22 protein-coding genes and 1 pseudogene are annotated in these 26,742 nt (G+C 75.0%); 7 read left to right on the top strand and 16 right to left on the bottom strand.

The features are described 5' to 3' along the window. Window positions 1–156: 156 nt before the first annotated feature. A complete protein-coding gene (locus tag QSK52_RS15555) occupies window positions 157–1,575 on the bottom strand; it encodes an MFS transporter (protein ID WP_285736639.1) in 1,419 nt (472 codons plus the stop codon). A 232-nt stretch (window positions 1,576–1,807) separates the two neighbouring features. Here QSK52_RS15555 and QSK52_RS15550 point away from each other — a divergent pair, with 232 nt between their 5' ends. Then, window positions 1,808–2,683 carry a LysR family transcriptional regulator gene (locus tag QSK52_RS15550; RefSeq protein ID WP_285736638.1) on the top strand — a complete coding sequence of 292 codons (876 nt, stop codon included), beginning with the start codon at window positions 1,808–1,810 and terminating at the stop codon, window positions 2,681–2,683. A 51-nt stretch (window positions 2,684–2,734) separates the two neighbouring features. On the opposite strand, the gene QSK52_RS15545 is transcribed toward QSK52_RS15550, so the two are convergent. The 3 genes from QSK52_RS15545 to QSK52_RS15535 form a co-directional block, all read right to left on the bottom strand. Continuing rightward, the gene (locus tag QSK52_RS15545) at window positions 2,735–3,754 is read right to left on the bottom strand and encodes an LLM class flavin-dependent oxidoreductase (RefSeq protein ID WP_285736637.1); all 1,020 of its coding nucleotides are present in this window, start codon (window positions 3,752–3,754) and stop codon (window positions 2,735–2,737) included. A gap of 159 nt (window positions 3,755–3,913) precedes the next feature. Continuing rightward, window positions 3,914–4,864 carry a GNAT family N-acetyltransferase gene (locus tag QSK52_RS15540; RefSeq protein WP_285736636.1) on the bottom strand — a complete coding sequence of 317 codons (951 nt, stop codon included), beginning with the start codon at window positions 4,862–4,864 and terminating at the stop codon, window positions 3,914–3,916. 352 nt (window positions 4,865–5,216) lie between these two features. After that, window positions 5,217–6,650, bottom strand: a complete 1,434-nt coding sequence (locus QSK52_RS15535) for a dihydrolipoyl dehydrogenase family protein (RefSeq protein WP_285736784.1) — start codon at window positions 6,648–6,650, stop codon at window positions 5,217–5,219. A 139-nt stretch (window positions 6,651–6,789) separates the two neighbouring features. Here QSK52_RS15535 and QSK52_RS15530 point away from each other — a divergent pair, with 139 nt between their 5' ends. Further along, window positions 6,790–7,389, top strand: coding sequence for a SigE family RNA polymerase sigma factor (locus QSK52_RS15530; protein ID WP_285736635.1), 600 nt, complete (start codon window positions 6,790–6,792; stop codon window positions 7,387–7,389). After that, the gene (locus QSK52_RS15525; protein WP_285736634.1) at window positions 7,379–8,185 is read left to right on the top strand and encodes a hypothetical protein; all 807 of its coding nucleotides are present in this window, start codon (window positions 7,379–7,381) and stop codon (window positions 8,183–8,185) included. The genes QSK52_RS15530 and QSK52_RS15525 overlap by 11 nt, the downstream gene beginning before the upstream one ends. Before the next feature lie 57 nt (window positions 8,186–8,242). Here QSK52_RS15525 and QSK52_RS15520 read toward each other — a convergent pair whose 3' ends face one another. The 12 genes from QSK52_RS15520 to QSK52_RS15465 form a co-directional block, all read right to left on the bottom strand. Continuing rightward, window positions 8,243–8,794, bottom strand: coding sequence for a YceI family protein (locus tag QSK52_RS15520; protein WP_285736633.1), 552 nt, complete (start codon window positions 8,792–8,794; stop codon window positions 8,243–8,245). Window positions 8,795–8,912: 118 nt separating this feature from the next. Beyond that, window positions 8,913–9,809 carry a phosphate ABC transporter ATP-binding protein gene (locus QSK52_RS15515; protein WP_285736632.1) on the bottom strand — a complete coding sequence of 299 codons (897 nt, stop codon included), beginning with the start codon at window positions 9,807–9,809 and terminating at the stop codon, window positions 8,913–8,915. Between the two features lie 35 nt (window positions 9,810–9,844). After that, window positions 9,845–10,756, bottom strand: a complete 912-nt coding sequence (locus tag QSK52_RS15510) for a sortase (protein ID WP_285736631.1) — start codon at window positions 10,754–10,756, stop codon at window positions 9,845–9,847. A gap of 61 nt (window positions 10,757–10,817) precedes the next feature. Beyond that, on the bottom strand, window positions 10,818–12,530 hold the full coding sequence (locus QSK52_RS15505; RefSeq protein WP_285736630.1) for a substrate-binding domain-containing protein: 1,713 nt from the start codon (window positions 12,528–12,530) through the stop codon (window positions 10,818–10,820). 53 nt (window positions 12,531–12,583) lie between these two features. After that, window positions 12,584–13,828 (bottom strand): phosphate ABC transporter permease PstA, encoded by a 1,245-nt coding sequence (gene pstA / locus QSK52_RS15500; RefSeq protein WP_285736629.1) that lies wholly within the window; start codon window positions 13,826–13,828, stop codon window positions 12,584–12,586. Between the two features lie 13 nt (window positions 13,829–13,841). Beyond that, window positions 13,842–14,858, bottom strand: a complete 1,017-nt coding sequence (gene pstC, locus QSK52_RS15495) for a phosphate ABC transporter permease subunit PstC (protein ID WP_285736628.1) — start codon at window positions 14,856–14,858, stop codon at window positions 13,842–13,844. Between the two features lie 129 nt (window positions 14,859–14,987). After that, window positions 14,988–17,489, bottom strand: coding sequence for a hypothetical protein (locus QSK52_RS15490; protein ID WP_285736627.1), 2,502 nt, complete (start codon window positions 17,487–17,489; stop codon window positions 14,988–14,990). 283 nt (window positions 17,490–17,772) lie between these two features. Further along, window positions 17,773–18,357, bottom strand: a complete 585-nt coding sequence (locus QSK52_RS15485) for a hypothetical protein (protein ID WP_285736626.1) — start codon at window positions 18,355–18,357, stop codon at window positions 17,773–17,775. A gap of 248 nt (window positions 18,358–18,605) precedes the next feature. Further along, window positions 18,606–19,631 (bottom strand): substrate-binding domain-containing protein, encoded by a 1,026-nt coding sequence (locus QSK52_RS15480; protein ID WP_285736625.1) that lies wholly within the window; start codon window positions 19,629–19,631, stop codon window positions 18,606–18,608. 406 nt (window positions 19,632–20,037) lie between these two features. Then, window positions 20,038–20,451: a hypothetical protein gene (locus QSK52_RS15475; protein ID WP_285736624.1), complete on the bottom strand. Its 414-nt coding sequence runs from the start codon at window positions 20,449–20,451 to the stop codon at window positions 20,038–20,040. Continuing rightward, window positions 20,448–20,873: a DUF1508 domain-containing protein gene (locus QSK52_RS15470; protein ID WP_285736623.1), complete on the bottom strand. Its 426-nt coding sequence runs from the start codon at window positions 20,871–20,873 to the stop codon at window positions 20,448–20,450. Before QSK52_RS15470 ends, QSK52_RS15475 begins: the two co-directional genes overlap by 4 nt. Before the next feature lie 321 nt (window positions 20,874–21,194). Then, window positions 21,195–22,106, bottom strand: a complete 912-nt coding sequence (locus tag QSK52_RS15465) for a helix-turn-helix domain-containing protein (RefSeq protein WP_285736622.1) — start codon at window positions 22,104–22,106, stop codon at window positions 21,195–21,197. A 114-nt stretch (window positions 22,107–22,220) separates the two neighbouring features. Here QSK52_RS15465 and QSK52_RS15460 point away from each other — a divergent pair. From QSK52_RS15460 to QSK52_RS15445, 4 genes and pseudogenes are all read left to right on the top strand, one after another. Next, window positions 22,221–22,796 (top strand): annotated as a pseudogene (locus QSK52_RS15460) (non-oxidative hydroxyarylic acid decarboxylases subunit B); the annotation flags it as partial. After that, window positions 22,776–24,401 (top strand): UbiD family decarboxylase, encoded by a 1,626-nt coding sequence (locus QSK52_RS15455; RefSeq protein WP_352230287.1) that lies wholly within the window; start codon window positions 22,776–22,778, stop codon window positions 24,399–24,401. The pseudogene QSK52_RS15460 and the gene QSK52_RS15455, both read left to right, overlap by 21 nt. Before the next feature lie 191 nt (window positions 24,402–24,592). Further along, on the top strand, window positions 24,593–25,624 hold the full coding sequence (locus QSK52_RS15450; RefSeq protein ID WP_285736621.1) for a LacI family DNA-binding transcriptional regulator: 1,032 nt from the start codon (window positions 24,593–24,595) through the stop codon (window positions 25,622–25,624). 208 nt (window positions 25,625–25,832) lie between these two features. Beyond that, window positions 25,833–26,423 (top strand): polysaccharide deacetylase family protein, encoded by a 591-nt coding sequence (locus tag QSK52_RS15445; RefSeq protein ID WP_285736620.1) that lies wholly within the window; start codon window positions 25,833–25,835, stop codon window positions 26,421–26,423. The last annotated feature ends 319 nt before the right edge of the window (window positions 26,424–26,742 follow it).

Genomic DNA, 26,742 nt, shown 5'->3' with positions numbered 1-26,742 from the left:
CGGCGGCGGGCACGGCGCCCCGGACCGCACCGGGGGGCCGCAGTCCTCGACCGCCCCGGGGCCCTGGCCGGACACCGGAGCCCGGACGCGGCACCGAGCCGGGCCGGGCCGGCGCCCGGATGCCGACGCCCGGGGACGGGGCCGGACGGGCCGGGGTCAGGACCTGGCCGCGGGGGTCCTGCCGGGCAGGCCGGTGGCGGTGACGGCGGCGCCGAGCAGCAGGAGCGCACCGGCCGCGGCCAGCGCCCAGCGGGTGCCGTCGGGGCCGGAGGGGGACAGGCCGAGGACGACGCCGAGGACGGCGACGCCGAGTGAGGCGCCGACCTGGCGGGCCGAGTTGAGGACGCCCGCGCCGGTGCCCGCGAACTCGGCGGGGACGGTGCTGGCCATGCCGGCGACCAGGGCGGGCAGGGCGAAGGAGACGCCGGAGCCGAAGGCCAGCAGGCCGAGCACGGTGGCGGCCAGGGCGGTCGCCGAGTCGCCGGTGAACGGGGCCTGCACCAGTGCGCCGACGCCCATCAGCACGAAGCCGAGGGTGGCGGGACGGCGCGGCCCGATCCGGCCGACCAGGCGGCCGGTGTAGATCGGGTTGAAGGCGGTCGGCAGGGTCAGCGGCAGGAAGACCAGGCCCGCCACGGCGGGCGAGTAGCCGCGGCCGTCCTGGAAGAACAGCGAGAGCACGAACAGCAGCCCGGAGAGCCCGAAGTTGGCCAGCAGGCCCGCCCCGACCGCGGCGGAGAAGCCGGGGCTGCGGAACATCCGCAGCGGGACCATCGCCGCGTCCCCGGCCCGCAGTTCGGCCGCGGCGAAGACGGCTGCGGCGAGCACCGTGAGCGCGGCGGCGGCCAGCACCCGGGCGGAGCCCCAGCCCGCGTCCGGGCCCTCGATCAGGGCGTACACCAGGGCGGCCAGCGCGACCACCGAGCTGACCTGGCCGGTCAGGTCGAGCCCGCCGCGCGGCTTGCGGGCGGTCTCCGGGGCCAGCCGGGCGGTGAGCAGCAGGCCGGCCGCCGCCAGCGGCACGTTGACCAGGAAGATCGCGCGCCAGCCGACGGTGTCGGTCAGCACGCCGCCGACCACCGGCCCGGCCGCCAGGGCCGCGCCCGTGATCGCCGCCCAGGAGCCCACCGCCCGGGCCCGGGCCGCCGGTTCGGGGTACGCGTGGGTGACCACCGCGAGCGAGGAGGGCAGCAGCAGTGCCCCCGCCGCGCCCAGGGCCAGCCGCAGCGCGACCAGCGCGGGCAGGGTGGTCGCCAGCGCGGAGAGGCCGGACAGCGCGCCGAACGCGACCAGGCCGCAGAGGAAGACCCGGCGGCCGCCGAAGCGGTCCGCGAGCCAGCCCGCGGTGAGCAGCAGGGCGGCGAAGGTGACGGTGTAGCCGTTGGTGACCCACTGCAGGCCGCTGAGGCCGACGCCGAGGTGCTCGGCGATGGCGGGGAGGGCGACCGAGACGACGGTCGTGTCCAGCAGCACCATGAAGTAGCCGAGCGAGAGCCCGACCAGCAGGGTGCGCGGGGGTCCTGCGGACCCGGCCGGGGTGGTGGCGGCGGCTCGGGGGTCGGCCTGGGTGGCCATGGGCGTGCTCCTCGTTCGGGAAACGGCGTGCTGCCCCCGGCTCCCGGGCCGCCCGAGCGTCGACATGTGGACATGTGGACGTGCGGACGTGCCGATGGGGGGCCATCGGTTCGGGCTGGGGGGTGGAGATCCCATTCTCCCGTGCCCGGGGCGGGAGTTGGCCGTGCCGGGCACGGGAACGTCCGATGGGTACAATCGGCCTGGCCGATGGATCGCCGGGGGGTGGCAGCACGTGGAGCTACGGCACCTGCGCACCTTCGAGGCGGTCGCCCGGACGCTCAGCATGACGCAGGCGGCCCGCGAGCTGCACTACGCGCAGTCCAGCGTCAGCGACCAGGTGCAGGCCCTGGAGCGGGAGTTGGGCGTCGAGCTGGTGGACCGCTCGCAGCGCCGGATCCGGCTGACCGCCCAGGGCGAGGTGCTCTCCTCGTACACCGGGCGGATCCTCGGCCTGCTGGCGGAGGCCCGTTCCGCGGTCTCCCGGCCGGCCGCGGAGCTGGCCGTCGGCGCCCTGGAGACGCTGAGCCGCCACCTGCTGCCCGGGGGGCTCGCCCGCTACCGGGCGCTGCAGCCGGGGACGAAGGTGCGGGTCTCGCAGCACAACCGCGGCGAGCTGTACCGGTCGGTGCTCCGCGGCGACCTGGACCTCTGCCTGACCTTCGGAGCCCCGCCCGCCGACCCGGGCCTGTGCGCGGAGACGCTGGCCGAGGAGCCGCTGGTGGTCATCGCACCGCCGGGGCACCCGCTGGCCGCCCGCGGCCGGGCCGACCTGGCGGAGCTCGCCGCGGAGCCCTTCCTGGCCACCCAGCGGGGCTGCGGGTTCCGGGAGATGTACGACGGCGTCCTCGGGTCGCTGCCCGGCGGGGAGCCGGTCGCCGAGGTGGACAGCATCGACACCCTGGCCGCCTGCGTGGCGGCCGGGACGGGCTGCGCGCTGCTGCCGCTGGTGGCGGTCCGCGGCCGGGTCGACCGGGGCGAGGTCGCCCTGGTCGAGGTCGGCGGCAGCGAGCTGCGGACGGCCGTCACCATGACCTGGCGGGGGCGGAACTCGGCCGACCCGCACCTGGTCGCCTTCCAGCAGGCGCTCCGCGAGCACCTGGCGGACTGAGGAGCGGGACCGGAGGGCCGGACCCGGGGCCGGGGCTCGGGCCCCGGGGCGTCACCCGGCGGGGCGCCAGCCGAGCAGCGGGCCGAGGCGGGTGGCCAGGTCGGTGAGGATCTGTGCGTAGTCCTCCGGCGCGAAGGTGAACGGGAGGGCGAAGGCCACCTCGTCGGCCTCCCGGAACCCGGCGTGCGCGTACAGCCGCTCGGCGAGCTCCTCGCTGGTGCCGACCAGGTCGGGGGCGAACAGCAGTCGGCCGGGGCCCTGCGGGGCGAGCGTGCGGGCGTACCGGGACTCGGCGTACGCCTGGTACTTGGCGCGCTGCTCCGGGGTGGCGCCGTCGGTGGGGACGACCACCAGTCCGTGCGAGACCCGGGCCCGTTCGCCCGCGGGGTGGGCGGCCCGGAAGGCCCGGATCAGGGCCAGCTGGTTGGCCTCGAAGCTCTCGCTCTCCTCGGCCCGCACCACGCTGCTGGTGAGCAGGTTCAGCCCGTGCTCCCCGGCCCAGCGCACCGAACGCAGGCTGCCGCCGCCGTACCAGACCCGGGCGGCCAGGCCGGGCACGTGCGGCTGGACGCGCTCGGAGTACGCCTCGATGCCCTCGGTGCCCCGGAAGCTGCTGGCCCGCTGGCCGCGCAGCAGGCCGAGCAGGCGCTCGACCCGGCCGTAGCCGAAGTCCTCCCGGTCGGCGGTGTCCGGGTACAGGGCGCGCTTCACGTCCTCGTAGTGGATCGGCACGCCGACGCTGACGCCGGGGTTGAGCCGCCCGCCGGAGAGCACGTCGACGGTGGCGAGGTCCTCCGCGTAGCGCAGCGGGTTCTCCCAGCCGAGCGGGGTGACGGCGGTGCCGAGGCCGATCCGGCGGGTGCGCTGGCTGGCCGCGGCGAGCACCGTCAGCGGGGAGGAGATCCCGTACTGCAGGTGCCGGTGGCGCAGCCAGGCGGTGTCGAAGCCGAGCTGCTCGCCGAGCTCGATCAGCCGCAGGGTGGCCTCGTGGCCGCCCGCCGGGTCGTGTTCGTCGAACAGGCCGATGGTCAGGAATCCCAGCGAGCGCAGCGGCCGGTCGGGGGTGGGCACCGGGTTCCTCCTCGGTCCGTTCGTTCCGTGGTACGCCGCCACGCTCACACACCGGGGGCGGGGTGATCAACCGGCGGCCGGGATTGTGACGCGGCGTCATGCTCCCGCAACACGGGCCCGCCGCCGGGCCGCGGCCCGGCACCGCGGCCCGGTCCGGTGTCACTCCAGGGCGGCGGAGAGGACCAGGCGGCGGGCGGTGGTGCGGTAGCCGAGGCGCTCGAAGGCGGCGGCCATCGGGGCGTTGGCCAGGTCGGTGTCGGCGCGGACGTGCGCGGCGCCGGTCTCGACGGCCAGCAGGCGGGTGGTCTCGGCGAGCAGGTCGTCGACGTGGCCGCGGCCGCGGTGCTCGGGCAGGACGCCCAGGTAGCCGACCACGGGGGCGGCGGAGTTGCGGGAGGGGACGGCGAAGCCGACCGTCTCGCCGTCGGGGGTGTGGGCGGTGCGCCACCAGCCGCGGTCGCCGAGCATGCCGTCCCGGTAGAGGGCGACGTCGGCCCGGGCCTGGGCCTCGGCGCCGCGGTGGGCGGCGGCGGTGCGGGAGGTGGCGTCGCGGGTGCCGGTCAGGGTGCGGCGGAACAGGTCGACGAAGACCTCGTCGTCCGGTTCGGCGCGGAACAGCAGCCGCCCGCTCGGGGCGGGCAGGCCCGCGCCCGCCGTCCACTCGTAGCGCAGCCGCTCCAGGCTCGCCGGGAGCCCGGCCCGCCGGGCGGCCTCCTGCCGCCAGGCCGTGGCGGCCACCGCGTCGGGGCGGTCGTGCCAGTCTCCGGGCAGGAAGAGGTGGTAGGCGGGGGCGTGCCCGTACGCCGCATGCGCGGCGGTGAGCAACTCGGCGGCCAGCGCGGTGCGTTCGGCCGACGACCGGACGGAGGGGTGGACCAGCACGGCGTCGAGCGCGGCGGGCCCGGCGTCCGCGGGGCCGGACCACCAGACGGCGACCGCCAGCGGCGCGGCGCCGGGGGCCGGTTCGGCGATCCACGTCCGCCCCGGGTGGTACTCGCCGGTGGCGAGCCGGGCCAGGTAGGTGTCGGCCGTCAGGGTGCTGGCGGGGTCGGTGACGAGCAGCGGGAGGAAGCCGTCGCGGTCGGCCGCGACGGTGGGACGGAACAGCACGGTGCCTCCGGGAAGGGGCGGAACGGGAACCGGAGGCGCAGCCCGATCGGGCGGACCGCCCTACTGCGCGGGGGCGGCCTGGGGGGCAGGGGTGATCGGGAGCGCCGGGTGCGGGGTGGACATCGCGGCCTCCTCTCTGCGCTGGGCCGCGCGCAACCGCGCGGACCCGATCGGGACGCCGGTCGGCGGACCGGCGCCGCCAGGGTAGGACCCGGCCCGATCACCGCGCAACGGATTTTCCGCCCGCCCGTTCCCCCGTCGACCCGTCGACCCGTTCCCCCGCCGACCCGCCCGCCGCCGGGCCGACCGAGTGGCCCGCCCGCCCGCGCCCCCTCCGGTTCCTGATGCCGCCTCAGCCGCGGTACGCCTCCAGCAGCCGCAGCCAGACCTCGCTGACGGTGGGGTAGGCGGGGACGGCGTGCCAGAGCCGGGCGATCGGCACCTCGCCGACCACGGCGACGGTCGCGGAGTGCAGCAGTTCCGCGACGTCGGGCCCGACGAAGGTGACGCCGACCAGCACCTCCCGGTCGAGGTCGACGACGGCGCGGGCCCGGCCGCGGTGGCCGTCGGCGTGCAGGGCGGCGCCGGAGACGTCGCCGAGCTCGTAGTCGACGGCGCGCACCCGCAGTCCGGCGTCCTCGGCCTCGCGCAGGGTGCGGCCGACGGCGGCGACCTCGGGGTCGGCGAAGACGACCTGCGGGACGGCGGCGTGGTCGGCGGTGGCCACCGAGCGGCCCCAGGGGGCGAGGTCGAGGGGGCGGTCGGCGGCGCGGTCGGCGATGACGGCGCCGAAGACCCGGCCCTGGTACTTGCCCTGGTGGGTGAGCAGGGCGCGGTGGTTGACGTCGCCCGCGGCGTACAGCCAGCCGCCGGGGACGGCGGTGGCGCGGCCGGTGTCGTCGGTCTCGATCCAGCTGCCGGGTTCGAGTCCGACGGTCTCCAGGCCGAGGTCGGCGGTGGCGGGGCGCCGGCCGGTGGCGAACAGGACCTCGTCGGCGGGCAGCCGGGTGCCGTCGCCCAGGTCGAGCAGGACGGTGCCGTCCGGTTCGCGCCGCAGCCCGGTCACCGACGCCCCGAGCCGGACGTCGACCCCGGCGGCGCGCAGGCCGTCCGAGACGAGCTGTCCGGCGAACTCCTCGGTGCGCTCCAGCAGTCGGTCGCCGCGCACCAGCAGGGTGACCTCGCTGCCCAGGGACCGCCAGGCGGTGGCCATCTCGACCGCGACGACGCCGCCGCCGACCACGGCGAGCCGCCCGGGGACGGACTTCGCGGAGGTGGCCTCGCGGCTGGTCCACACCCGGGCCCCGGCCAGGCCGGGCAGGTCGGGGAGGGCGGCGCGGGTGCCGGTGCAGACGGCGACGGCGTGCCGGGCGGTGAGGGTGCGCCGCCCGCCGCCGGGGGTGTCGACGGTGACCCTCCGCTCGCCGTCCAGCCGCCCGTGCCCGCGGACCAGGTCGATGCCGGCCGAGGCCAGCCACCGCTCCTGCCCGTCGTCGTGCCAGTGCGAGGCGAAGGCGTCCCGGCGCGCCAGCACGGCGGCCGCGTCCAGCGTCCCGGTGACGGCCTCCCGGCTGCCCGCCACCCGGCGGGCCGCGGCGAGCGCGGCGCCCGGGCGCAGCAGCGCCTTGCTGGGCATGCACGCCCAGTACGAGCACTCGCCGCCGACGAGTTCGCCCTCCACCAGGGCCACGCTCAGCCCACCGGCGTGCGCCCGGTCGGCGAGGTTCTCCCCGGTGGGGCCGCCGCCGATCACCACCAGGTCGTAGCTGCCGTCCTCGGCGCCCATCGCGTCCACCGCCCTCTCCGTTCGCCCCGCCGCCCGGTGACGGCCCGTCACCCCCATCCTGCCGCACGGCCGCCGTCGGCCCGGGGTCCCCGGCCGGGCGGGGTGTCACGTAGCGTCGGGGCCGATGCGTTACCAGGGCATGGATCACTCATCGAAGCGGGCCGGGCCGGAGGGTCAGGGGCAGCCGCGGGCAACGGGGTTCGAGGAGTTCGTCGCCTTCCGGGAGCGGCACCTGCTGCGGACGGCGTTCCTGCTGACCGGCGGGGACGCGCACCTCGCGGAGGACCTGGTGCAGGAGGCGCTGGGCCGGGTCTTCCTGAAGTGGCGGAAGATCTCCCGGCTGGAGAACCCGAGCGGGTACGCCCAGACCGTCCTGGTCAACACCTTCCTGTCGCACCGGCGGCGGCGCTCCAGCACCGAGCGGGTCACCGACGTGCTGCCGGAGACCGGGGTCGACGACCCGGACCCGGCGCTGCGGCTGACGCTGCTGCGGGCGCTGGCGGCGCTGTCCCCGGCGGACCGGGCGGTGCTGGTGCTGCGGTTCTGGGAGGACCGCAGCGTCGAGGAGACCGCCGGTGTGCTGCGGATCGGCGACAGTGCGGTGCGCACCCGCACCAAGCGGGCGCTGGTCCGGCTGCGGACGGTGCTCGGCACCGACCTGGACGCCCTGACCGGCCGGTCCGCCCCCCTCCCGTCCACCCACGATTCCGACAAGGCGGTACTGCACCATGCCCACTGACGACGAACTCACCGCGGCCCTGGCCCTCGCCCTGGACGACGCGGCCGCACTCGCCCCCACCGGCACGGACGGCCGCCTCGCCGCCGCCGCCCGCCGCTCCGGCCGCCGCCACCGGCGCCACCGCCTCGCGCTGACCGGTGCGCTGACGGTGCTGGCGCTGGGCGCGACGGGCGCGGTCGTCGGGCACCTCCCGTCCGGGCCGGGGGGCCCGGCGACGGTGCAGGAGGGGGACTTCGGCCCGGCCACGGCCGAGGCGGAGCGTCGGTCCTCCGTCATCGTGACGGCGCAGTGGCCCGGCTCCCCGACGCCCACGCACGCGATCGTCTTCGAGTTGGCGCTGCCGTCCGACGACGCGGCGCCGGACCGGGGAGTTCAGCAGGACCGCACCTGGCGGAGCGACTCGTACAGCGTCACGCTCCACGTCGGGCAGACCGCCGGGCGGCCCGAGCAGCTGCTCTGCCCCACCCCGGACGAACTCCGGGGCCTGACCTGCAAACGCTCCGTGCAGCCCGACGGCTCGGTGGCGGTCGTCGTCCGGGGTCCGCTCAAGAACGTGGCCGTGCGGCAGGACGCGCCCGTGAACGGGTACTCGCTGCAGGGGGTCCGGGTCTTCCCGGACGGCCGCCAGGTGGCACTGTTCGAGCTCTACCGGGACACCGAAGCGGAGCCGGTGGTGAGCGAGGAGGAGTTCGTCACGGCGTCCGAGCAGACGGGCTTCCCGCAGCTCGACGCCCTCCCGTCCACCACTTCCAGCACCGCTCCCACCGCCTCCGCCGGTAGCAGCGAACTAGGCTGAGCCGTACGGAGGCCGCCCCCGGCCGGATGCGGTCGGGGGCGGCCTCCGTGCCTGCGCTCAGCTCTGCTTGATCGCCGAGACGTCGAACTCCAGCACCACCTTGTCGCCGACCAGCACGCCGCCGCCCTCCAGGGCGGCGTTCCAGGTGACGCCGAACTCCTTGCGGCTGATGGTGACCGAGCCCTCCAGGCCGACCCGGAGGTTGCCGTAGGGGTCGACGGCGTTGCCGGTGTACTCGAAGTCGATGCTGACGGGCTTGGTGGTGTCCTTGATGGTGAGGTCGCCGGTGACCCGGTAGTCGGTGTCGGACTTCCGCTCGACCCCGGTGGTGCGGAAGGTGATGTCGGGGAAGTTCGGCGCGTCCAGGAAGTCGTTGGTGCGCAGGTGCTGGTCGCGCTGCTCGACGCCGGTGTCGATGCTCTCGGTCTTGATGACGACCTGGCCGCTGGACTTCGCCGGGTCGGCACCGTCCAGGTGGGCGGTGCCCTCGAACTGGTGGAAGGCGCCGCGCACCTTGGTGACCATGGCGTGGCGGGCGACGAACCCGATCCGGGTGTGGGTCGGGTCGAGGACGTAGTCCCCGGTGAGCTCGGGCAGGCTGACGGTCATGGTCTGCGCTCTCTCCTCGTGGCGGCACGGTACGGGTGCGGGGGCCGGGGCGGCCGCTCCCCCGCACACGCTAGGCGCTGCGCCGCCGCGCGCCCGACGTGACACGCGGTCCGGAGGGTCAGCCGAAGCGGCCGTTGACGTAGTCGGCGGTGCGCGGGTCGGCGGGGTCGGTGAAGAGGCGTTCGGTGGGGCCGGATTCGACGATCCGGCCGGGGGTGTCGTGGGTGGCGAGGAAGAACGCGCAGGACTGGGAGACGCGTTGGGCCTGCTGCATGTTGTGGGTGACGATGACGATGGTGACCCGGTGGCGCAGTTCGGCGATGGTCTCCTCGATGCGGCGGGTGGAGGTGGGGTCGAGGGCGGAGCAGGGCTCGTCCATCAGCAGGATCTCCGGGGAGACCGCGAGCGAGCGGGCGATGCACAGGCGCTGCTGCTGGCCGCCGGAGAGCGCGCCGCCGGGGGTGCCGAGCCGGTTGCTGACCTCGTCCCACAGGCCGGCCCGGCGCAGGCTGGTCTCGACCAGGTGGTCGCGTTCCTCGCGGCTCGCCCTGATGCCGGAGAGCTTGAGCCCGCTGACCACGTTGTCGTACAGCGACATGGCGGGGAACGGGTTGGGGCGCTGGAAGACCATGCCGATCCGGCGGCGCACCTCGGCGGGGCGGCGGCCGGGGGCGTAGACGTCCTCGCCCTCCAGCAGGACCTCTCCGGCGAGGGCGGCGCCGCGGACCATCTCGTGCATCCGGTTGAGGATCCGCAGGTAGGTGGACTTGCCGCAGCCGGACGGGCCGATCAGGGCGGTGATCTCCCCGGCCCGCATGGTGAAGGAGACCCGTTCGAGGACCTTGCGCGGCCCGAACCAGGCGGTGACCTCGCGGGTCTCCAGCCCGGACAGGGCGCGGGGGGCCGGGTCGGCCTGCGGACCGCCCGGGACGGGCGGCAGCGGCACCGTGGGCGGGTCCTCCCGGTCCCCGCCGGACGTCTGGACGGGGAAGGCGGGGTGGGCGGTCTCGGTCATCGGGGGGCGGTCCTTTCCCGGGGTGCCGGAGGGGCTCAGTAGACGTTGGGGAGCAGCGCGGCGGCGTTCTCGTACACCGACCAGAGCAGCGCGGCGACCACCGGCGCGAAGCACAGGTAGGCGGCGGTGCGCTGCCAGCGGCGGGCGGTGACGGCGGCCGCGGCGACGGCCAGCAGCAGGGCCAGCGACCAGAGTTGGAGCGCGGGCAGGGCGCCCTTGTCGGCGGCCAGCACCTTGTCGGTGGCGGTGGCGGCGGGCCGCTTCGCGCCGGCCGGTTCGGGGTCGCCGTCGAGCCGGGCGCCGACCAGGACGGTGCTGGTGGGGATCCAGTCGGAGTCGCCGGTGACCAGGACCAGCCGGTTGCGGGCGGGGTCCTTGATCGGGTGGTCCCCGTCGCCGCGGGTGTTGACGGTGTAGTGGAAGGTGCCCTGGCCGGTGGTGACGTCGATCCGGTCGCCGACCGCGAGCCTGCCGAGGTCGGCGAACGGGGCGCCGAACGCGGTGGAGCGGCCGAACAGGACGGCCACGCCGGGCTGTCCGGGCAGGACGGTGTCGCGCCGGTGGCCGGGGCCGCGCATCAGGTCGCGTCCGCTGGTGCCCTCGACCACGACGGCCCGGTGCAGGCCGATCGCCGGGATGTCGAGGACGGCCAGCGGCGCGCCGTCCTCGGTGGGGCCGGTCGGGGCGGTGGCGGTGGCGAGCCGGTCGCGCAGGGTGGCGTACGCGGTGGACTGGTGGTGGGCCTCCTGCAGGTCGGACAGGCCGAGCAGGTACCCGGCGAAGCCGAGCAGCAGCCCGGCGGCCAGGGTCACGGCCCGGGCGGCGACCAGCAGCGGGCCCCGGCGCGGCCCGGCGGCGGCCGGGCCGGGTGCGGCGGACCCCGGCGCGGACGGCGCGGACGCGGCGGACGGGTCGGCGGGGGGCCGTTCCAGGGCGGGCGCGGTCATCTGCTGCTCTCCTCGGGTGCGGCGCCTGCGGTCGGGGGGGTCGGGACGCTCGGGGCGGGGTTCACCGGCTGCCCGCCGTCCGGTCGCGGCGGCGCCACCAGGCGGCCAGCAGCGGGGGGACGGTGACCACGCCGAGCAGTTCGAGCGCGGTGAGCGAGGACAGCAGCCAGTCCTGCGGCCGTCCGCCGAGCGCGACCACCTGGGCGGGGGCGGCGCCGGAGCCCGAACCACCGCCCCCGGAACCGGAGTCGAGCAGCTCGCCGGTCTGCGGGTCGACCACCGCCGCGGCCGCGCCGTCACCGGAGCCGGGGTCGGAGCCCCCCGAACCGCCGCCGCCGGAACCGGAGTTGGCGCCGCCTGAACTCCCGCCACCGGAACCCGGGTTGGCACCACCCGCGGCACCGCCGCCGGAACCGGAGCCGGAACCCGCCTTGACGGCCTGGCCGTTCTGCACGGTGCAGTTCAGCGGGCTGCCCGCCTTGTCGCACGGGGAGGGCTGCGGCGCGTTCTTCAGCACGGTCAGCTCACCGGCCGAGTTGAAGGTCGGATTGGGGCAGTTGGCGAGCGTGTCGGGGTTGACCGGGCTGGCGTTGCCGGGGATGTGCTGGGTCTGCAGCAGGCCGCCGCGCACCAGGTTGCGCGGGATCGGCGAGTAGCCGAGGTCGTCGGCCTCGCCCTGCCCGGCGCACAGCACGTAGGCGAGGTAGCGGCTGAGCGCGTTGCCCTTGGCCTCGTTGAAGCGCGGCGGCACGGGCAGGGCGGCCCCGGCGCGCGGCACGATCAGGTAGCTGTAGGAGGAGATCGGGTAGGAGCGGGGGTCGTTGTTGGTGTAGACGCCGTCGAGGTTCTGCTGCAGGTAGTCCGGGTCGTTCGGGGAGGTGCTGTCGTCGACGCCGCGGATCTTCGCGGCGGTGAGCGCCACCGCGACGTTGGAGGCGGTCGGCAGGGTGTAGTACCCGGCCGGGTTGAGCACCTTGACGACGGGCCAGTTGCTGCGCTTGGCGAAGGCGTACTCGTCGTAGCCGATCGCGCCGATGCCGGTGGGCGACTGGATGTAGCCCGCGACCACGTCGGAGCCGTTCTGCGCGGTCATCCGGCCGGAGGGCGGGAAGAACTCGGTGTAGTCGCCGCAGGTGACGCCGTTGACCTTGGTGCAGTACGCCTCCCACTCGCCCTTGTGGGTGTGCTGCATCCAGCGGGTGAACTGGGCGGTGGCGCCGGAGCCGTCGGAGCGCACCACCGGGGTGATCGGGACCTTCGGCAGCGCCCTGCCGTAGTCGGCAGTGATCTTCGGGTCGTCCCAGGAGGTGATCCGGTTGGTGAAGATGCCGACGATGGTGTCCGGGGACAGCCGCAGGTCGGTGACCTTCTTGCCGCCGAGCTCCAGGTGGTACATCAGCGCGGTGCCGCCCGCCGTGACCGGCACGTACGAGTAGCCGTACTGCGGGTTCTCCGCGTGGCCCAGGTAGCTGCCCGCCTGGCTCGGGTCGACGCCGCTGTCGGCCTTGCTGCGGAACGGCACGTCGGAGGCGGTGAAGTCGTCCTGGCCGTTGGCCCACTGCACGCGGCCGGCCGCCGAGCCGACCGGGTTGAAGTCGATCTCGATGCCCATCGGGCCGACGTCGCGCCGCCACTGGTCGATCGCCGGACCGGCCCAGCTGGAGCCGTCCGCACTCAGCGAGGTCGCCGCGTGGGCGGGGGCCGCGCCGAGCAGCACGGTGGGCAGGGCCAGCGCGGCGGCCAGCAGCGCCGGGGCCAGGTGGCGGAGTCGCACGGGACGGGTCTTCCTTCTCTGCGGACGGCCGGGACGGTCGGGGCTGGGACGGTTCATCGGCTCTCCACCGCCAGGACGGGCGCGGGTACGGCTGCGGGTGTGGGGGCGGGCGCGGGTACGGCTGCGGTCGCCGTGGTGCGGGCCCGGCGCAGCGGGCGGCGGGCCCGCCGCTCGGTGGGCGCGCGGTGGCGGCCCAGGACGCGGGCGGTGACGAACAGCACCAGCACCACGGCCATCAGGGTCAGCGCCCCGGCGAACGCCCGGGCCACCATGTCGGGGTAGGGCTGCTTGACGTAGTTCCAGACGTACAGCGGCAGGCTGGCCTGGTTGCCGTGCAGCGGGTCGAGGTTCATCCGGGCGGTGAAGCCCGCGGTGAGCAGCACCGGGGAGGTCTCGCCGACGCCGCGGGCCATGCCGAGCACCACGGCGGTGGTCAGGCCGGGCCGGGCGGTGGGCAGCACCACGTGCCAGACCGTGCGCCACTGGCCGGCGCCGAGCGCGTAGGAGGCCTCCTTGAGGGTGCCGGGGACGAGGCGGACGACCACCTCGGCGGCGCGGGTGACGATCGGCGTCATCATCACGGTCAGGGCGAGCGAGGCGGCCAGGCCGCTCTTCTCGGCGCCCAGGGTGAGGATGACCACGCCGAGCACGAACAGGCCCGCCACGATGGACGGCAGCGCGGTCATCGCCTCGACCAGCACCCGGACGGGGGTGACGAAGCGGGCGCTGCGCCGGCTGGTGCCCGCCTCGACCAGGAAGACCGCGGTGACCACGCCCAGCGGCACCGAGAACAGGGTGGCCAGGCCGAGCTGTTCGAGCGAGCCGACCACGGCGTGCAGGCAGCCGCCGGAGGTGATCGGCGACAGCGGGGCGGTGGTGCGCATGGTCTCGGTGAAGAAGTTCCAGTGCCGGGCGGCGTCCAGGCCGCGGACCGCGACGTAGCCGATCTGTTCGGCGATGACGGCGAGCACCAGCAGGCCGGAGCTCCAGGCGAGCGCGGTGGCGAGCCGCTCACGGACGGTCAGGGCGTCCCACTGGAGCCGTCCGACCAGGGTGTACAGCGCCAGGAAGAGCAGGTACCAGCAGAGCAGGAAGCCGAACGCGCCGCTGAGCGGCAGCACCCGCTCGTACAGCAGCCAGTCCAGGGCGAGCGAGCCGGCGCCCGCGCCGAGCATGGTGAGGACCTCCTCGCGGGTGGTGCCGCCGAGCTTGATCCGCCGCTGCTCGGGCGGGTCGGGGGGCTCGGGGGCCGCGGGGCGCTGCGGGGTCTGCGGGGTCTGCGGGAGCGTGGAGTGCATCGGTGTCCTCCGGTCAGTCCGAGGTCGAGGCGCCGGACCGGGACCGGCTGATGACGAACCCGGCGGCCACGTTGACCAGCAGGGTGAGGGAGAACAGCACCAGACCGGCGGCCATCAGCGCGGACAGCGACAGGCCGTCGGACTCGCTGAAGCGCAGCGCGATCAGCGCGGAGATCGACCCGCCGCCGTTCTCCAGCACGTGCCAGGAGACCCGGAACACCGGGGAGATGATCAGCGCGACGGCGATGGTCTCGCCCATCGCGCGGCCGAAGCCGAGCATCACGGCGCCGATCACGCCGCCGCGCCCGAACGGCAGCACCACGGTGCGCACCATGCCCCAGCGGGTGGAGCCGAGCGCGTAGGCGCCCTCCCGCTCGCCCGCCGGGGCCTGCGAGAACACCTCGCGGCTGAGCGAGGTGATGATCGGGATGATCATCAGCGAGACCACGGTGCCCGCGATGAACGTCGAGGAGGTGTACGAGGTCGGGGTGTCGCCGCCGCGCACCCGCAGGAAGGGCAGCGGCCCGCCGAGGTGGTTGGCCAGCCAGCGGCACAGCCCGACGAAGCGCGGCTGCAGGAAGAACAGGCCCCACAGCCCGTACACGATGCTCGGGATCGCGGCCATCAGGTCGACCAGCGAGACCAGCGCCGGGCGCAGCCGGACGGGCGCGTACTCGGAGATGAACAGCGCGGCGGTGAGCGAGACCGGGACGGCGATGCACAGCGCGATCAGGGCGATCAGGATGCCGTTGGGCAGGACGGCGGCGATGCCGAAGGTGTGGGCGGCGGTGCGCCAGTTCTGCTCGGTGAGGAAGGACCAGCCGACGGCGCGCAGCGCCTCGGTGCCGCGCAGCAGCAGGAAGAAGGCGATCAGCCCCATCAGCACGAACACCGACAGCCCGGCGGCGCGCAGCACGCCGCGGAAGGCCCGGTCGGCGGGCGAGGCGGGGGCGCTGATCCGGCGGGGCCGGTCGGGGTCGGGCGTCGGCGGCGGGACGCGGGTGTCCGTCGGCTGGACGGCGGCTGTCATGGGCTCAACTCTCCGCGCGGTGAGGGTTCCTGGGGTGTTCGGGTCGGACCGGTGGCGGCCGGTGGCGGCCGGGCGGGCGCTCTGGGCACCCGCCCGGCGGGGCGGATCGCAACAGGACGGGGCGCGGCGTCAGCCGCGGCGGAGCAGCCGGGACCAGAGCCGTCCGGCACCGCGGCGGAGGTTCGCCCCGGCGGGGGTGCCGCCGAGGAACAGCGCGGCGGGGCCGCCGACCAGCAGGACGGCGCCGGTGGCGAGGATCACCGGCAGCAGCAGCCGGGCCATCCCGGCCCGGTCGGCCGCGGCCTCCCCGACCGGGGCGGCGGCGAGGCCGGGCGAGGCGCTGCCGCTGGGCTTGCCGGAGGCCGCGGCCCCGGCCTGGACGGCGTTGCCGCCCCCGGCCGTCCCGGCGCCGCCGTCCGTACCGCCGTCCGTACCGCCGACGGAGCCTCCGCTGCCGCCGGAACTCCCGCCGCTGCCGGTGCCGTTGGAGCCGGAGCCCGATCCGCCGCCGTCGCCGCCGGTGTCGGCGGGCCTGCTGGGGGTGCCGCCGTCCTGCGCGGCGACGTGGTCGGCGGCGGCCTTCGCCTGGGCGGCCTGGGCCTTGGTCAGGGCCGCGTACCCGACCGCGAGTTGGCCCGGCGCCCGGCCGTAGACCTGCCCCTTGCCGGGGTCGGTGACGGTGCGCACGAACCTGCTGACCGCGGCGGCCTTGGCCTGGCCGAGCCCCTCGGTCGGCAGCATGGCGTACTGCACCATGGTCAGCGGGTACGCCTTCGGGTCCTTCGCGTAGGCGGAGTTCTCGTCGTCGTACGGGAGTTGCTGGGTGCCGGTGGCCTCGTCGAAGGGCATGTCCTTCGCGGCGGCCTGCATCGAGGTGATCGTCGGCGTGGTGAACTCACCTGCCGGGTTCGGGAGTTCGGCCTCGGGCAGGCTCATCGCCTGGGCGTCTCCGCTGTCCATGACGGCGAACAGCGAGCGCTTGCCGGGCACCATGGCGAGGCACTTGTCGTGCTGGCCGGCGGCGTTGGGGTAGGGGAACTGGCAGGACAGCTGGTTCTGCAGCGTCATCCGCAGCACCTGGCCGAGGCCGCCCAGCACGGGGTTCCACTCGTACTGCTTGTGGTTGTTGAGGCCGGAGTAGTCCAGCGTCCGGAACACGTCGGTCGGGTAGCCGCCGTACGTCGACGGCAGGAACTCGGCGTTGACGTGGGTGCCCCACGGGTCGGGGGCGCCCTGGAGGAACTGGGCGGCGTCCGGGTCGGCGGCGATCCACTCGGTCAGCCGGTACACCAGGTCGGTGGTGCCGCCGACGACCACCGGCGCGGTGTTCGCGGTGTTGCCGCAGCTGGGCCAGGTCACGCCGGTGGCGGTGTCGGCGTTGAGCCGGCGGAACTCCGGGTCGTCGAACAGGCAGAGCGGGTTGCCCCGGACGGTCTCGGTGTCGTCCGTGTTGTAGTAGCGGTACGTCTGGGTGAGCATCTTCGCCAGCAGCCGCTGGTTGAGCCGGAGCCGGTGGACCTGCCGGCGGGTGGCGCCGTCGTCGACGACGAAGACCACCGAGACCGCGCCGTTGGCGAGCGGCGCGTACACGTAGGGCCGGGTCGGCGCGTTGCGGTCCGGGACGGAGGTCAGGGCGACGTCCGCACCGGAGCGGCGCAGGAAGGCCGAGCGGGCCTGCGGCTCGCCGTTGCCGACGGAGTACTGCACCCGCAGCGGCTCGCTCTCCAGGCAGCTGCCGGTGCGCCACTGCTGGACGGCGCGGTCGGCCATCTCCAGGCCGATCACGGAGAAGTCGGTGTTCCCGGCGGCGCAGGAGTCGGGGGTCTGGGCGAAGTTCAGCGGGATGGTGACGTGCCGCTTCCAGGCGCACGACTCACCGGAGCTCCAGGTGGTGTCGCTCGGGTTGCGCAGGAACGAGCCGTCGGTGGCGGTGTGGAAGAAGTCGTCCAGGTCCAGCGAGTGGTCGTCGCAGTTGATCACCACGTCCGGGTAGCTGTTGGCGCCGAGCGAGTCCCCGCCGTAGTTCGGCTCCACCACCAGGGAGCACTTGTGGGTCGGGTCGCAGTTGAGGCCCTGGCTCTGCTGCGCGGTCCACAGCTCGATGTCCGCCTCGCCCGTGCCGTCGGGGCGGGTCGCCGCGATGACCATGTTCGACGGGAACTCCGGGGACGTCCCGGCCGCCGGCGTGGGCTGCAGGAAGCCCTTGGAGGCGTCCCCGCCGTACAGGGTGGAGCCGTAGCAGTCGGTGACGTCGGGGTTCTCGCCGCGGCACTGGTAGATCCGCACCGCGTAGTTGGCGGCGCCGTCGTGCACCTCGACCACGTCGACGGGGTTGCCCATGACGTCGACGGTCGGCGTGAAGCCCGTCCAACTGACGTGCACCACCTGGTTCCTGAGGTCGTTGACCTGCGAGACCGTGACGGTGCCCTTCGGCCCGTCCGTCCAGGTGCCGGGGTCGAACCGGGCCGGGCCCTCCACCGTCGTCCCGGAGGCCGCCGAGGCGGGCTGGACGCCCAGGCCGCCGAGCGGCAGGAACACGACGGCGGCGGCCACCGTCCAGGCCAGCACGGCCGCCAGGTACGCCTTCGACGGAGGCGATCCGGCTCTCGGCCCCCACGGGCGGGTTCTCATCGGTGCAGCACCTCCGGGCGACGGCGCGCCGAACCGGGCACGCACGGATGACAGGGAGCGGAGCAGCCGTTCGGCGGCTCCGACGGTATTCGGCCAGTCGCGTCTGGCCGCCCACTGTCCTCCAGGTGTACGAGGCCCCAATTGGTGCTCGAATCAAGGGAACTGACGCAGGATCAGCAACCGACACCGCCCGGCCCCGGGCACCCCGTGGACACCCCGTGTACGCGTACCGCCCGACCGGTGGCCGGTCGGGCGGTACGGGCGGTGCGGGCGCGGGTGCCGGTCAGGCGGCGGGCGTGTAGGAGAGCGTGAAGGAGCCGACGGTCTGGCCCGCGGTGAAGAAGGTGGTGTGCAGCCTGCCGTCCAGGTACTGGGCGCCCTCGGCGTCCAGGACCAGTGCGTCGGCGGTCAGGTTCTGCGTGCTGCCGCTGCTGGTGATCGAGTTGTTGCCCGCCGGGTCGAACAGCGCGACCGGGGTGGTGGAGCCGTCCGGGACGGCGGTGACGGCCCAGGTGTCGAAGGCGAAGCCCAGCTGGTGGAAGGAGACCGCGCTGCCGGTCCGCGCGTCGACGAACAGCAGGCCGCCGCCGAGGTCGACCCCGCCGAAGAAGTTGTTCATCCTGCCCTCGCCGCCGGTCACCGGGAAGCTCGCCGACAGTCCGCTGGCCGGGTCGTAGCCCGCGGTGGCGGTGGGCAGCGGAACGGCCACGATGCCGGCCTGGGCGGCCTTCTGGAAGAAGTCGTTGCTCTCGTGGATCACCGCGCTGCCGGTCGCCGGGGCGGCGGAGGCGGAGGTGGCGGACGCGGCGGTGGCGGCGAGGGCGAGACCGGCGACCGCGGCGGCGATCCGGACGGCGTGACGGGACATCGTGGCTCCTTCGGACGGGGTGCCCGGCGGCACCCGGCGCGTGATGCGTGGCGGCGCGTGGGTGGTGTGCTGCTTGCTCGTGCTGCGCTCTGCGCACCCGTGCTGACCGGTGCGCGCCCGTGCTGCCTGCTGCTCGCTCGCGCTGCTCGCTGCGAGCGCTGCGGGCGGTGGCGTCACGGGCCGCCGCCCGTCCCGGCCGGGGCGCGGGACGGGCGGCGGGTGCTGAGTGGTGCCGCGGGGCGGGACCGTCAGATGTGGGTGGTGGAACCGCAGGCGGCGGCCGCCAGGGTCAGGTAGCCGTAGCTGGTGGTGGACGCCTTGCCCGCGGTGGAGCAGAGGTAGCCGGAGGGGCCGAAGATCGCGCGCAGCGCGGTGCTCTTGGTGGTGGCCGGGCTGGCGTTCCAGTCGCTGTCCCGGACCACGTTGTAGAGCACCCGGCCGTAGGTCGGGTTGGCGAAGGTCGGGTTCAGGGTGCCGGAGGCGGTCAGCGGCGCGACGCCGTTGATGCTGCGCAGGGTCAGGTTGCCCTTGTCGTCGGTGGCGGTGGTGTGGCCGTTGGCCTGCCCGACCCAGTGGCCCACCGAGTACGGGAAGATCAGGTTGTCGTCGTTCTGCAGCGCCGGGTCGGTGCCCTCGTTCTCCTCGGGGCCGGTGACCACGCAGGAGCCCAGGACCGGGTTGCCGATCGCCTTCAGGAAGAAGGAGCGGGTGCCGGAGTTGATCTGCGGCAGGTACGGCTTGATGGTGCCCGCGGTGCCGCCGAAGTTCGACCAGTCGGTCTTGCCCGCGGTGCAGGAGTAGATGTCGAACAGGTCCTGGGTGGTCAGGTTGGCCGGGGCGTGGCCGCCGGACTTCGCCGACCAGGTCACCGCGTCCTTGGCGAACGCGACGAACAGGTCGGAGGCCGGGTCACCGGTCTGCGGGCCCCGGGAGGAGCGCGCGAAGTCCAGGGAGCTGCCGGCCGCGTTCAGGGCGGCGATGCCGGCGCCGGAGCCGTTCGGGCGGGTGATCGAGGCCGCGCCGCTCTTCGGGACGATGGTGGCCGAGCCGGTCGCGTCCCAGCTGTACAGCTTCGGGGTGCCGGACACGGTGGCGTTGTAGTCGGTGGAGAACTGGTTGAGCAGAGCCTGCGTGGTGTCCGAACCCGCACCGACGATGTCCGTGCTCGCCGGGACGGTGCCGGTGGCCGGGTCCGCCATCGCGGGGACGGCGACGGCGGTGAGGGCGGCGGTCATCGCAACGGCGGCGAACGCCTTGGCGGCGGTGTGACGCATGGTCCTGTTCCTCCGTAGGGGAAAGTCCTAGCTGGACCGGAGCCTGGCGGGGCCCGGTACCGGAGAGCTCCGCGGCTTCCCGGCGGTGCGATCCTCGCCGCGTCCACCTGTCCCCCGGAAGCACCGGCCGCCTCCCCCGCCCCGGCTGCACCGGTCCGTCCGCCCCTTCGATTCCCCTGGTCAGTACAGGAGTCGACCGCTCACCGCCCGGCCGACCCGGCCGTGGTGCGTTCTTCTCCAGGTGGGCCCACGGGGTCACCCCGGCCACCTCCGCTTCACTCCTGCTGCACCGTTCCCGCGCAACCCGCACCCTCGCTCCTCACCCCGCCCAACGCCGAAGCGCCCCGCCGCAACGACTCGGCGGGGCGCGTACGGGCCCGGGCGCCCGTCGGAGCGGGGGTCCGGGCTACCAGGCGGGCGGCAGGGCGGGGCCGCCGCCCAGGCGGCGCAGTCGCTGGACGTGGTCGGCGCCCTGCAGGAAGGCGGTGACGCTCTGGCGGCACTGGTCGCGGCGCAGGTAGCCGCGGGCGCTGCGGGCGACCGCCTCGCCGCCGCCCGCCCCGGCCCGGGTGGTGCGGGCGGGGAGGTGCGCCGTCCAGACCCAGAGGCGGTCCTCGCGCTGACTGAGGACGAACCGCAGGACGGCCCGTTCCGCCAGCAACTCCCCTATTCCCGCGGCCAGTTCGCGGTCGCTGCGGTAGGCGCGGACGGCCGAGGCGAGCCGCCTGCCGTTCGCGGCCACCAGCGACCAGCCGACCCGCCCGTCCGCCCCGCGCACCGGCACCAGCCGGGGGCCGCGGCCGGTCTCCACCGTGCTCACGACCCGGCCCCGGACCGGCCGCCGCCACCGGCGCCACCGGCCACCGTGGCCGCCGCCGCAGCCACCGTCTCCACCGTCTCCGCCGCCTCCTTCGCCTCGGACATCCGGGCCAGCAGCGCCATGAACCGCCGGAACGCGTTCTGACAGGTCGCGTAACGCTCGTACGCCCGGCTCGACTTGACCAGCGGATTGCCCCGCGGCCCGGGCACCACCCAGGTCCAGCCCAGTCCGTCGCGGACGTGGGTGATCCGCGCCACCAGCGCAGGCCCCAGGGCGACCAGCTCGGCGAACGCCCGCTCGGCGTCACCGGACGACTCGTGGACGGAGGAGGACACCGCCACCACCCGCCCGTTCATCGCTTTGAGCTGCCACTGGAACCGCCCGTTCGGCGCCCGCTCCGTGAACAGGCCCTCCCCGCGCACCGCCCCTACCCCCGGATTGTCCGCCGGTGGCGCGCCCGTTCCCCGGCCGCGCCACCGGACACCTGCCGACCCGCGTGGACCGCGAACCGGACGCACATCGTCACGCGGCGAACGCTATGTGTGCACGGAGGAAGCACGGAAGCGGATTCCCCTCCACGGCGCCGCTGTTCGCCGCGAAGTTCTCCCTTGTTAATGCGGGCCGCTTTCCGGGCCGGACACGGCTCCCGTTTCCGCGGGGCCGGGAGTTCGCCCGGGCATTGCCGACGCTTTGCCGTTCCGCCGGGGCCTGCCCCGCCCCGGGCCTGCCCCCCGCCTCCGGGCCTACCCCGCCTCCGGGGTGATCCGGGCCCGGGCGCGGAAGCCGGTCGGGGTCTCGCCGGTGCGGTGGCGGAAGAAGCGGGCGAAGACGGTGGTGGACGGGAAGCCGAGACGGTCGCCGATGGCGGCGGTGGTCGAGTCGCTGTGCAGGAGGAGGCGTTTGGCCTCCAGGACGAGGCGTTCGTCGATGAAGGTCTTCGCGCCCTGGCCGGTGGCCGCACGGGTGGCGCGGGTGAGGGTGCGGACGCTGTAGCCGAGGCGGGTGGCGTAGTCCTCGACGCGGTGGGTGCGGGGGTGGTCGGTCTCGACGGCCTGCTGGAAGCGGCGGAAGGCGTCGTCACCGGCGGTCCGTCGGCGTTCGCCGCCGGGGAGGTGGGAGAGCCGCAGGACCAGGACGGCGAGCAGGTGGCGGACCACTTCCACGTGCACCTCCAAGGGGAGGTCGCGGAGTCGGCGGTACTCGTCCACCAGCAGCTCCAGCGTCCGTTCGACCGCGGGGCGGGCCGAGGGGGCGGGCAGCAGCGGCAGGCGCCAGGCCCGGCGGTCGAGGCGGGCGGCGGCGACCGTCGCCGGATCGAGGAAGCTCGCCTGGAACAGCACGAACACCGCCCCGGAGCAGGGCCCGTCCAGGAGGCGCAGGACCTGACCGGGGCGGACCCAGAGCCAGTGGCCGGGGTCGATCCGGCACTCCGTGAGGTCGACGACGCAGCGGAGGGCGCCGTCCCGGACGGTGATCAGCAGGTGGAAGGACGGGCGGACGGGGGTGTCGGCGGTCGGGACGCCGAGGCGGGCCAGCCGGGCGGCCCAGCCGGGCGGGTCGGTGACCTCGACGCCGGGCGGGCCGCCGGGGGTGGTGGGGAACGGGAAGTCGGTGACCAGGGGCGCGCGGCCGCCAAGCTGTCCGTTTCTGCTCATCTCCTGCCCGAGTCTAGCCACCCCGACCGGTCTTCCGGCACCTAGCGTGGTCGCCACCGGTCGCCGACCCCCGGCGCCGGTGCTGACCGAAACTGCACAGCGAGAGGCTGCCCCATGCGATTGATCGTCGGGATGACCGGCGCGACCGGCGCCGTCCTCGGGGTGCGACTGCTGGAGCACCTGGCGGCGAACCCGGAGGTGGAGACCCACCTGGTGCTGAGCCGCTGGGCCCGGGCCACCGTCGAGCTGGAGACCGGCCGGACGGTGCGCGAACTGTCCGCGCTGGCCGAGGTGGTGCACGGGCCGGACGACCAGGGGGCGGCGATCTCCTCCGGCTCGTTCCGGACGGACGGCATGGTGGTGGTGCCGTGCAGCATGAAGACCCTGGCGGGCATCCGCGCGGGCTGGGCGGAGGGCCTGGTCGGACGGGCCGCGGACGTGGTGCTGAAGGAGCGCCGTCCGCTGGTGCTGGTGCCGCGGGAGACGCCGCTCAGCGAGATCCACCTGGAGAACATGCTGGCGCTGGCCCGGATGGGCGTCCGGATCGTTCCGCCGATGCCCGCGTTCTACCACCGCCCCTCCACCGTCGCGGAGTTGGTCGACCACCTGGTGGCCCGCATCCTCGACCAGCTCGACCTGCCCGCCCCGGACGCCCGCCGCTGGTCGGGCATGCGTGCGGCCCGCACCGCGCAGCAGCAGGAACAGGAGCAGGAGCAGGAGCAGGAGCAGGAGCAGGAGCAGCAGCGCCCTCGACCCCTTTCCCCTTGTTTCCCACCCCTTGGAGACCTGATGTCCGTCCCCGTCCCTGTCCCCGCCTCCCCCTCCCCCGCCCTCGACTTCCGGGCCTTCGTCGCCCGCCTGCTCGCCGACGGCGACGCGATCGCCGTCGACCGCCCGGTCGACCCGCACCTGGAGGTCGGCGCCGTCACCCGCCGGGTGTACGAAACCGCCGCGCCCGCACCGCTGTTCACCTCGCTGACCTCCGGCGCGCCGGGCTGCCGGATCCTCGGCGCGCCCGCGGGCCTGAACCGCGACGCCGCGGGCCGCTACGGGCGGCTCGCCGCGCACGTCGGCCTGGGCCGCCGGGCGGGGGCGCGGGAGATCGTGGAGCGGCTGGTGTCGGCGATGCACGCGGAGCCGGTGCCACCGCGGGTGGTGGCGACGGGGCCGTGCAAGCAGAACGTGCTGACGGGCGCCCGGGTCGACCTGGAGCGCTTCCCGGTGCCGCTGCTGCACCAGGAGGACGGCGGTCGCTACTTCGGCACCTACGGCTTCCACGTCGTCCGCACCCCGGACGGCAGTTGGACCAGTTGGTCGGTGGCCCGGACGATGCTGCGGGACGCCACCAGCCTGGTCGGCCCGGCCATGCCGCAGCAGCACCTCGGCGTGGTCCGCGAGCAGTGGCTGCGGCGCGGGGAGCGGATGCCGTGGGCGATGGTGCTGGGCGCGCCGCCCGCCGCACTGGCCGCGGCGGGGATGCCGCTGCCGGAGGGGGTGAGCGAGGACGGGTACGTGGGGGCGCTGACCGGGGTGCCGGTGGAGGTGGTGCGGGCGGAGACCAACGACCTGCTGGTGCCCGCCGACTCGGAGATCGTGCTGGAGGGCTGGGTGGAGGCCGGGGAGCTCGCCCCGGAGGGCCCGATGGGCGAGTACCACGGGTACGCCTTCCCGGAGGGCAGGTTGCAGCCGGTCTTCCACGTCGAGGCGGTGACCTTCCGGGACGAGCCGATCCTCCCGGTGTGCGCGGCCGGTCTGCCGCCGGAGGAGAACCACACGGTCTGGGGGACGATGATCTCGGCGGCGGCGCTGGACGTGCTGCGCCGGGCGGGCCTGCCGGTGGACTTCGCGTGGTGCTCGTACGAGGCGGCGACCTGCTGGATCGTGGTGTCGGTGGAGCGCGCCCGGCGGAGCGAATTCGCAATGTCGGACCACAAATTGGCGGAGCTGATCGCCGAGACGCTGTTTGCCTCGCACGCGGGGTGGCTGGTACCGAAGGTGATCGTGGTGGACGACGACATCGACGTCACCGACGTCTCCCAGGTGGTCTGGGCGCTGGCCACCCGCCACCACCCGCAGACCGGCACCCGGCTCCACCCGGACACCCCGGGCATCCCGATGGTCCCGTACCTGACCGCCGCCGAGGCGAAGGCGGGCCGCGGCGGCAAGTCGGTCACCAACTGCCTGCTGCCGCAGGACTTCCGGGGCCGCACGGCGTCCTTCACCGGCTCGTTCCCGGCGGAGCTGCAACAGCGGGTGCTGAACGACTGGGCGGCGTACGGCTTCCCGGCCGCCTGACCGCTCGACGACCGCCCGGTGGCCGTCCGGCGACCGCCCGGTGGCCGTCCGCCCGATCGGCCAACTCGCCGCCCGGGCCGAACATTTCGAATGATCGACGAATGTTTCTGCGACGTCAAGATCGGCATCCGCGTGGAACAAGGCCGTCCACCGGCCCACCCGCGATGGCCGGGGGCGCTACTATCCGAGCCATGAGCGCTGCAGAACTCGAACCCGACCCCGCACCGACCCTGTCGGAGATCGCCCGGGCGGCCGGCGTCTCGGCGCCGACAGTTTCGAAGGTGCTGAACGGCCGGGCCGACGTCGCGCCCGCGACCCGCGCCAAGGTCGAGGAGATCCTGCGCCGCACGGGCTACCAGCGCCGCCGCACCGCCGCACCGCCGTCCCGGCTGCTCGACCTGGTGTTCCACCAGCTCGACAGCGCCTGGGCGATGGAGGTGATCCGCGGGGTGGAGAACGTCGCCCGGGCCGAGGACCTGAGCGTGGTGCTCTCCGAGTCCGCCGGGCGGCTGACCCCCGGGCAGACCTGGGTGGACGGGGTGCTGGCCCGCCGCCCGGCCGGCGTGGTCCTGGTGCTGTCCGAGCTGGACGCCGCCCAGCGCGACCAACTCACCAGCCGCGACATCCCGTTCGTGGTGCTCGACCCGGCGGGCGACCCGGCCGAGGGGGTGCCGGCCGTCGGCACCGGCAACTGGCAGGGCGGCCTGGCCGCCACCCGCCACCTGCTCGACCTCGGCCACCGCCGGATCGGGATGATCTCCGGCCCGTCCGGGATGATGTGCAGCCGCGCCCGGGTGGACGGCTACCGCACCGCGCTGGGCACGGCCCGGCTGCCGGTCGACCCCGAGCTGATCATCGAGGGCAACTTCCACCACGAGGTCGGGTACGCGGCCGCCCGCACCCTGCTCACCCGCCCCAACCGGCCGACCGCGATCTTCGCGGGCAACGACCTGCAGGCCCTGGGCGTGTACGAGGCCGCCCGCGAACTCGGCCTGCGGGTGCCGGAGGACCTCTCGGTGGTCGGCTTCGACGACCTGCCGCTGGCCCGCTGGGTCGGCCCGCCGCTCACCACCGTCCGCCAGCCGCTGGTGGAGATGGCCGAGACGGCGGCCCGGCTGGCCATCGGGCTCGGTCGCGGCGAGCAGCCCACCGCGACCAGGGTCGACCTCGCCACCAGCCTGGTCGTCCGGGCCAGCACCGCCCCTCCGCCGACCGACGGCTGAACCACAACCGCACACCACCCGCCAACTCTCCTGCGCGGTCCGGACGTTCCGGGCCGCGCAGAGTGGTTGACGCCCCCGGCGGGCTCCCTTACCGTCGTCCGGGTCACGCCGTAACATTCGGCCAGGATTCGAAACTTTCGCACCGCTCGTCCCGGCCGCCCCACCGTCCGGACCGACCCGGTCGATCACGGAGGAAAGCACCCGCACCATGGCCGATCACGAGCTCGCCCCCACCCCCGCGCCCGTCTCCGCCACCGTCGCCCTGACCTTCGACGACGGCCCGCACCCCGACTCCACGCCCGAGCTGCTCGACGCCCTCACCGCCGCCGGCCACCGTGCGACCTTCTTCCTCTGCGGCGCCCAGGCCGAACGCCACCCCGACCTGGTCCGCGCCCTGGACCGGGCCGGCATGGCGATCGCCAACCACAGCTGGTCGCACCCCTCGCTGCCGGGCATGCCGCTCCCCGCCGTGCACGACGAGATCCACCGCACCAACCGCGTCCTGACCGAACTCACCGGCCGCCCGCCGGTGCTGTTCCGCCCGCCGTACGGCGCCACCGACCCGACCGTCGCCCGGGTCGCCGCGGAGGCCGGCCTGACCGAGACGCTCTGGGACGTCGACCCCCGGGACTGGGACGGCACCGCGCCCGCCGAGATCGTCGCCGTCCTCGCGACGGCGCGCCCGGGCGACACCGTCCTGCTGCACGACCACGGGAACCGCAACACCGTCACCGCGCTGCCCGCCGTCCTCGCCGCGCTCACCGCCCGCGGGCTGCGCTCGGCCGCCCTCCCCCACTGACCTCCGCCCCCTCCCCCAGACCCCGGTGGCCGGACGCACCCGCCCAGCACCACGCGTCCGGCCACCGGTGGAACCACGCCCCGCCGCGTCCCACCACGCCCCCCTCGTCCGCCGCGCTCCCGCCCGGGTTGATCCGATCGTTGCCACCGCCACATGCGGACATACGCCGCATCGCGCACCAGATGCGCCGTCAACGGACTTGACCGATCCATTACCTTGCGGGGACAGTGTGAGCCGCCCGGACCCCCGCGGCTCGCTCCCGGTTCCGGCGCCGTAGCCTGGCGTTCTTCCGTCACCGGTCTCCGCCCGAGGGCTTGAC

The sequence above is a fragment of the Kitasatospora phosalacinea genome, assembly GCF_030268885.1.
In the GTDB taxonomy this organism is placed as follows: Bacteria; Actinomycetota; Actinomycetes; order Streptomycetales; family Streptomycetaceae; genus Kitasatospora; species Kitasatospora phosalacinea_C.
The sequence above is the reverse complement of the archived record's forward strand: the minus strand, read 5'-3'. Positions and strand labels throughout refer to the sequence as shown.

Coding starts and splice junctions, on each gene's coding strand:
- QSK52_RS15525 (WP_285736634.1), top strand. CDS start 7,379: ATGCCCACTGACGACGAACTCACCGCGGCCCTGGCCCTCGCCCTGGAC.
- QSK52_RS15450 (WP_285736621.1), top strand. CDS start 24,593: ATGAGCGCTGCAGAACTCGAACCCGACCCCGCACCGACCCTGTCGGAG.
- QSK52_RS15535 (WP_285736784.1), bottom strand. CDS start 6,650: ATGGGCGCCGAGGACGGCAGCTACGACCTGGTGGTGATCGGCGGCGGC.
- QSK52_RS15480 (WP_285736625.1), bottom strand. CDS start 19,631: ATGCGTCACACCGCCGCCAAGGCGTTCGCCGCCGTTGCGATGACCGCC.
- QSK52_RS15465 (WP_285736622.1), bottom strand. CDS start 22,106: ATGAGCAGAAACGGACAGCTTGGCGGCCGCGCGCCCCTGGTCACCGAC.
- QSK52_RS15445 (WP_285736620.1), top strand. CDS start 25,833: ATGGCCGATCACGAGCTCGCCCCCACCCCCGCGCCCGTCTCCGCCACC.
- QSK52_RS15555 (WP_285736639.1), bottom strand. CDS start 1,575: ATGGCCACCCAGGCCGACCCCCGAGCCGCCGCCACCACCCCGGCCGGG.
- QSK52_RS15510 (WP_285736631.1), bottom strand. CDS start 10,756: ATGACCGCGCCCGCCCTGGAACGGCCCCCCGCCGACCCGTCCGCCGCG.
- QSK52_RS15520 (WP_285736633.1), bottom strand. CDS start 8,794: ATGACCGTCAGCCTGCCCGAGCTCACCGGGGACTACGTCCTCGACCCG.
- QSK52_RS15455 (WP_352230287.1), top strand. CDS start 22,776: ATGCGTGCGGCCCGCACCGCGCAGCAGCAGGAACAGGAGCAGGAGCAG.
- QSK52_RS15530 (WP_285736635.1), top strand. CDS start 6,790: ATGGATCACTCATCGAAGCGGGCCGGGCCGGAGGGTCAGGGGCAGCCG.
- pstA (WP_285736629.1), bottom strand. CDS start 13,828: ATGCACTCCACGCTCCCGCAGACCCCGCAGACCCCGCAGCGCCCCGCG.
- QSK52_RS15490 (WP_285736627.1), bottom strand. CDS start 17,489: ATGAGAACCCGCCCGTGGGGGCCGAGAGCCGGATCGCCTCCGTCGAAG.
- QSK52_RS15485 (WP_285736626.1), bottom strand. CDS start 18,357: ATGTCCCGTCACGCCGTCCGGATCGCCGCCGCGGTCGCCGGTCTCGCC.
- pstC (WP_285736628.1), bottom strand. CDS start 14,858: ATGACAGCCGCCGTCCAGCCGACGGACACCCGCGTCCCGCCGCCGACG.
- QSK52_RS15515 (WP_285736632.1), bottom strand. CDS start 9,809: ATGACCGAGACCGCCCACCCCGCCTTCCCCGTCCAGACGTCCGGCGGG.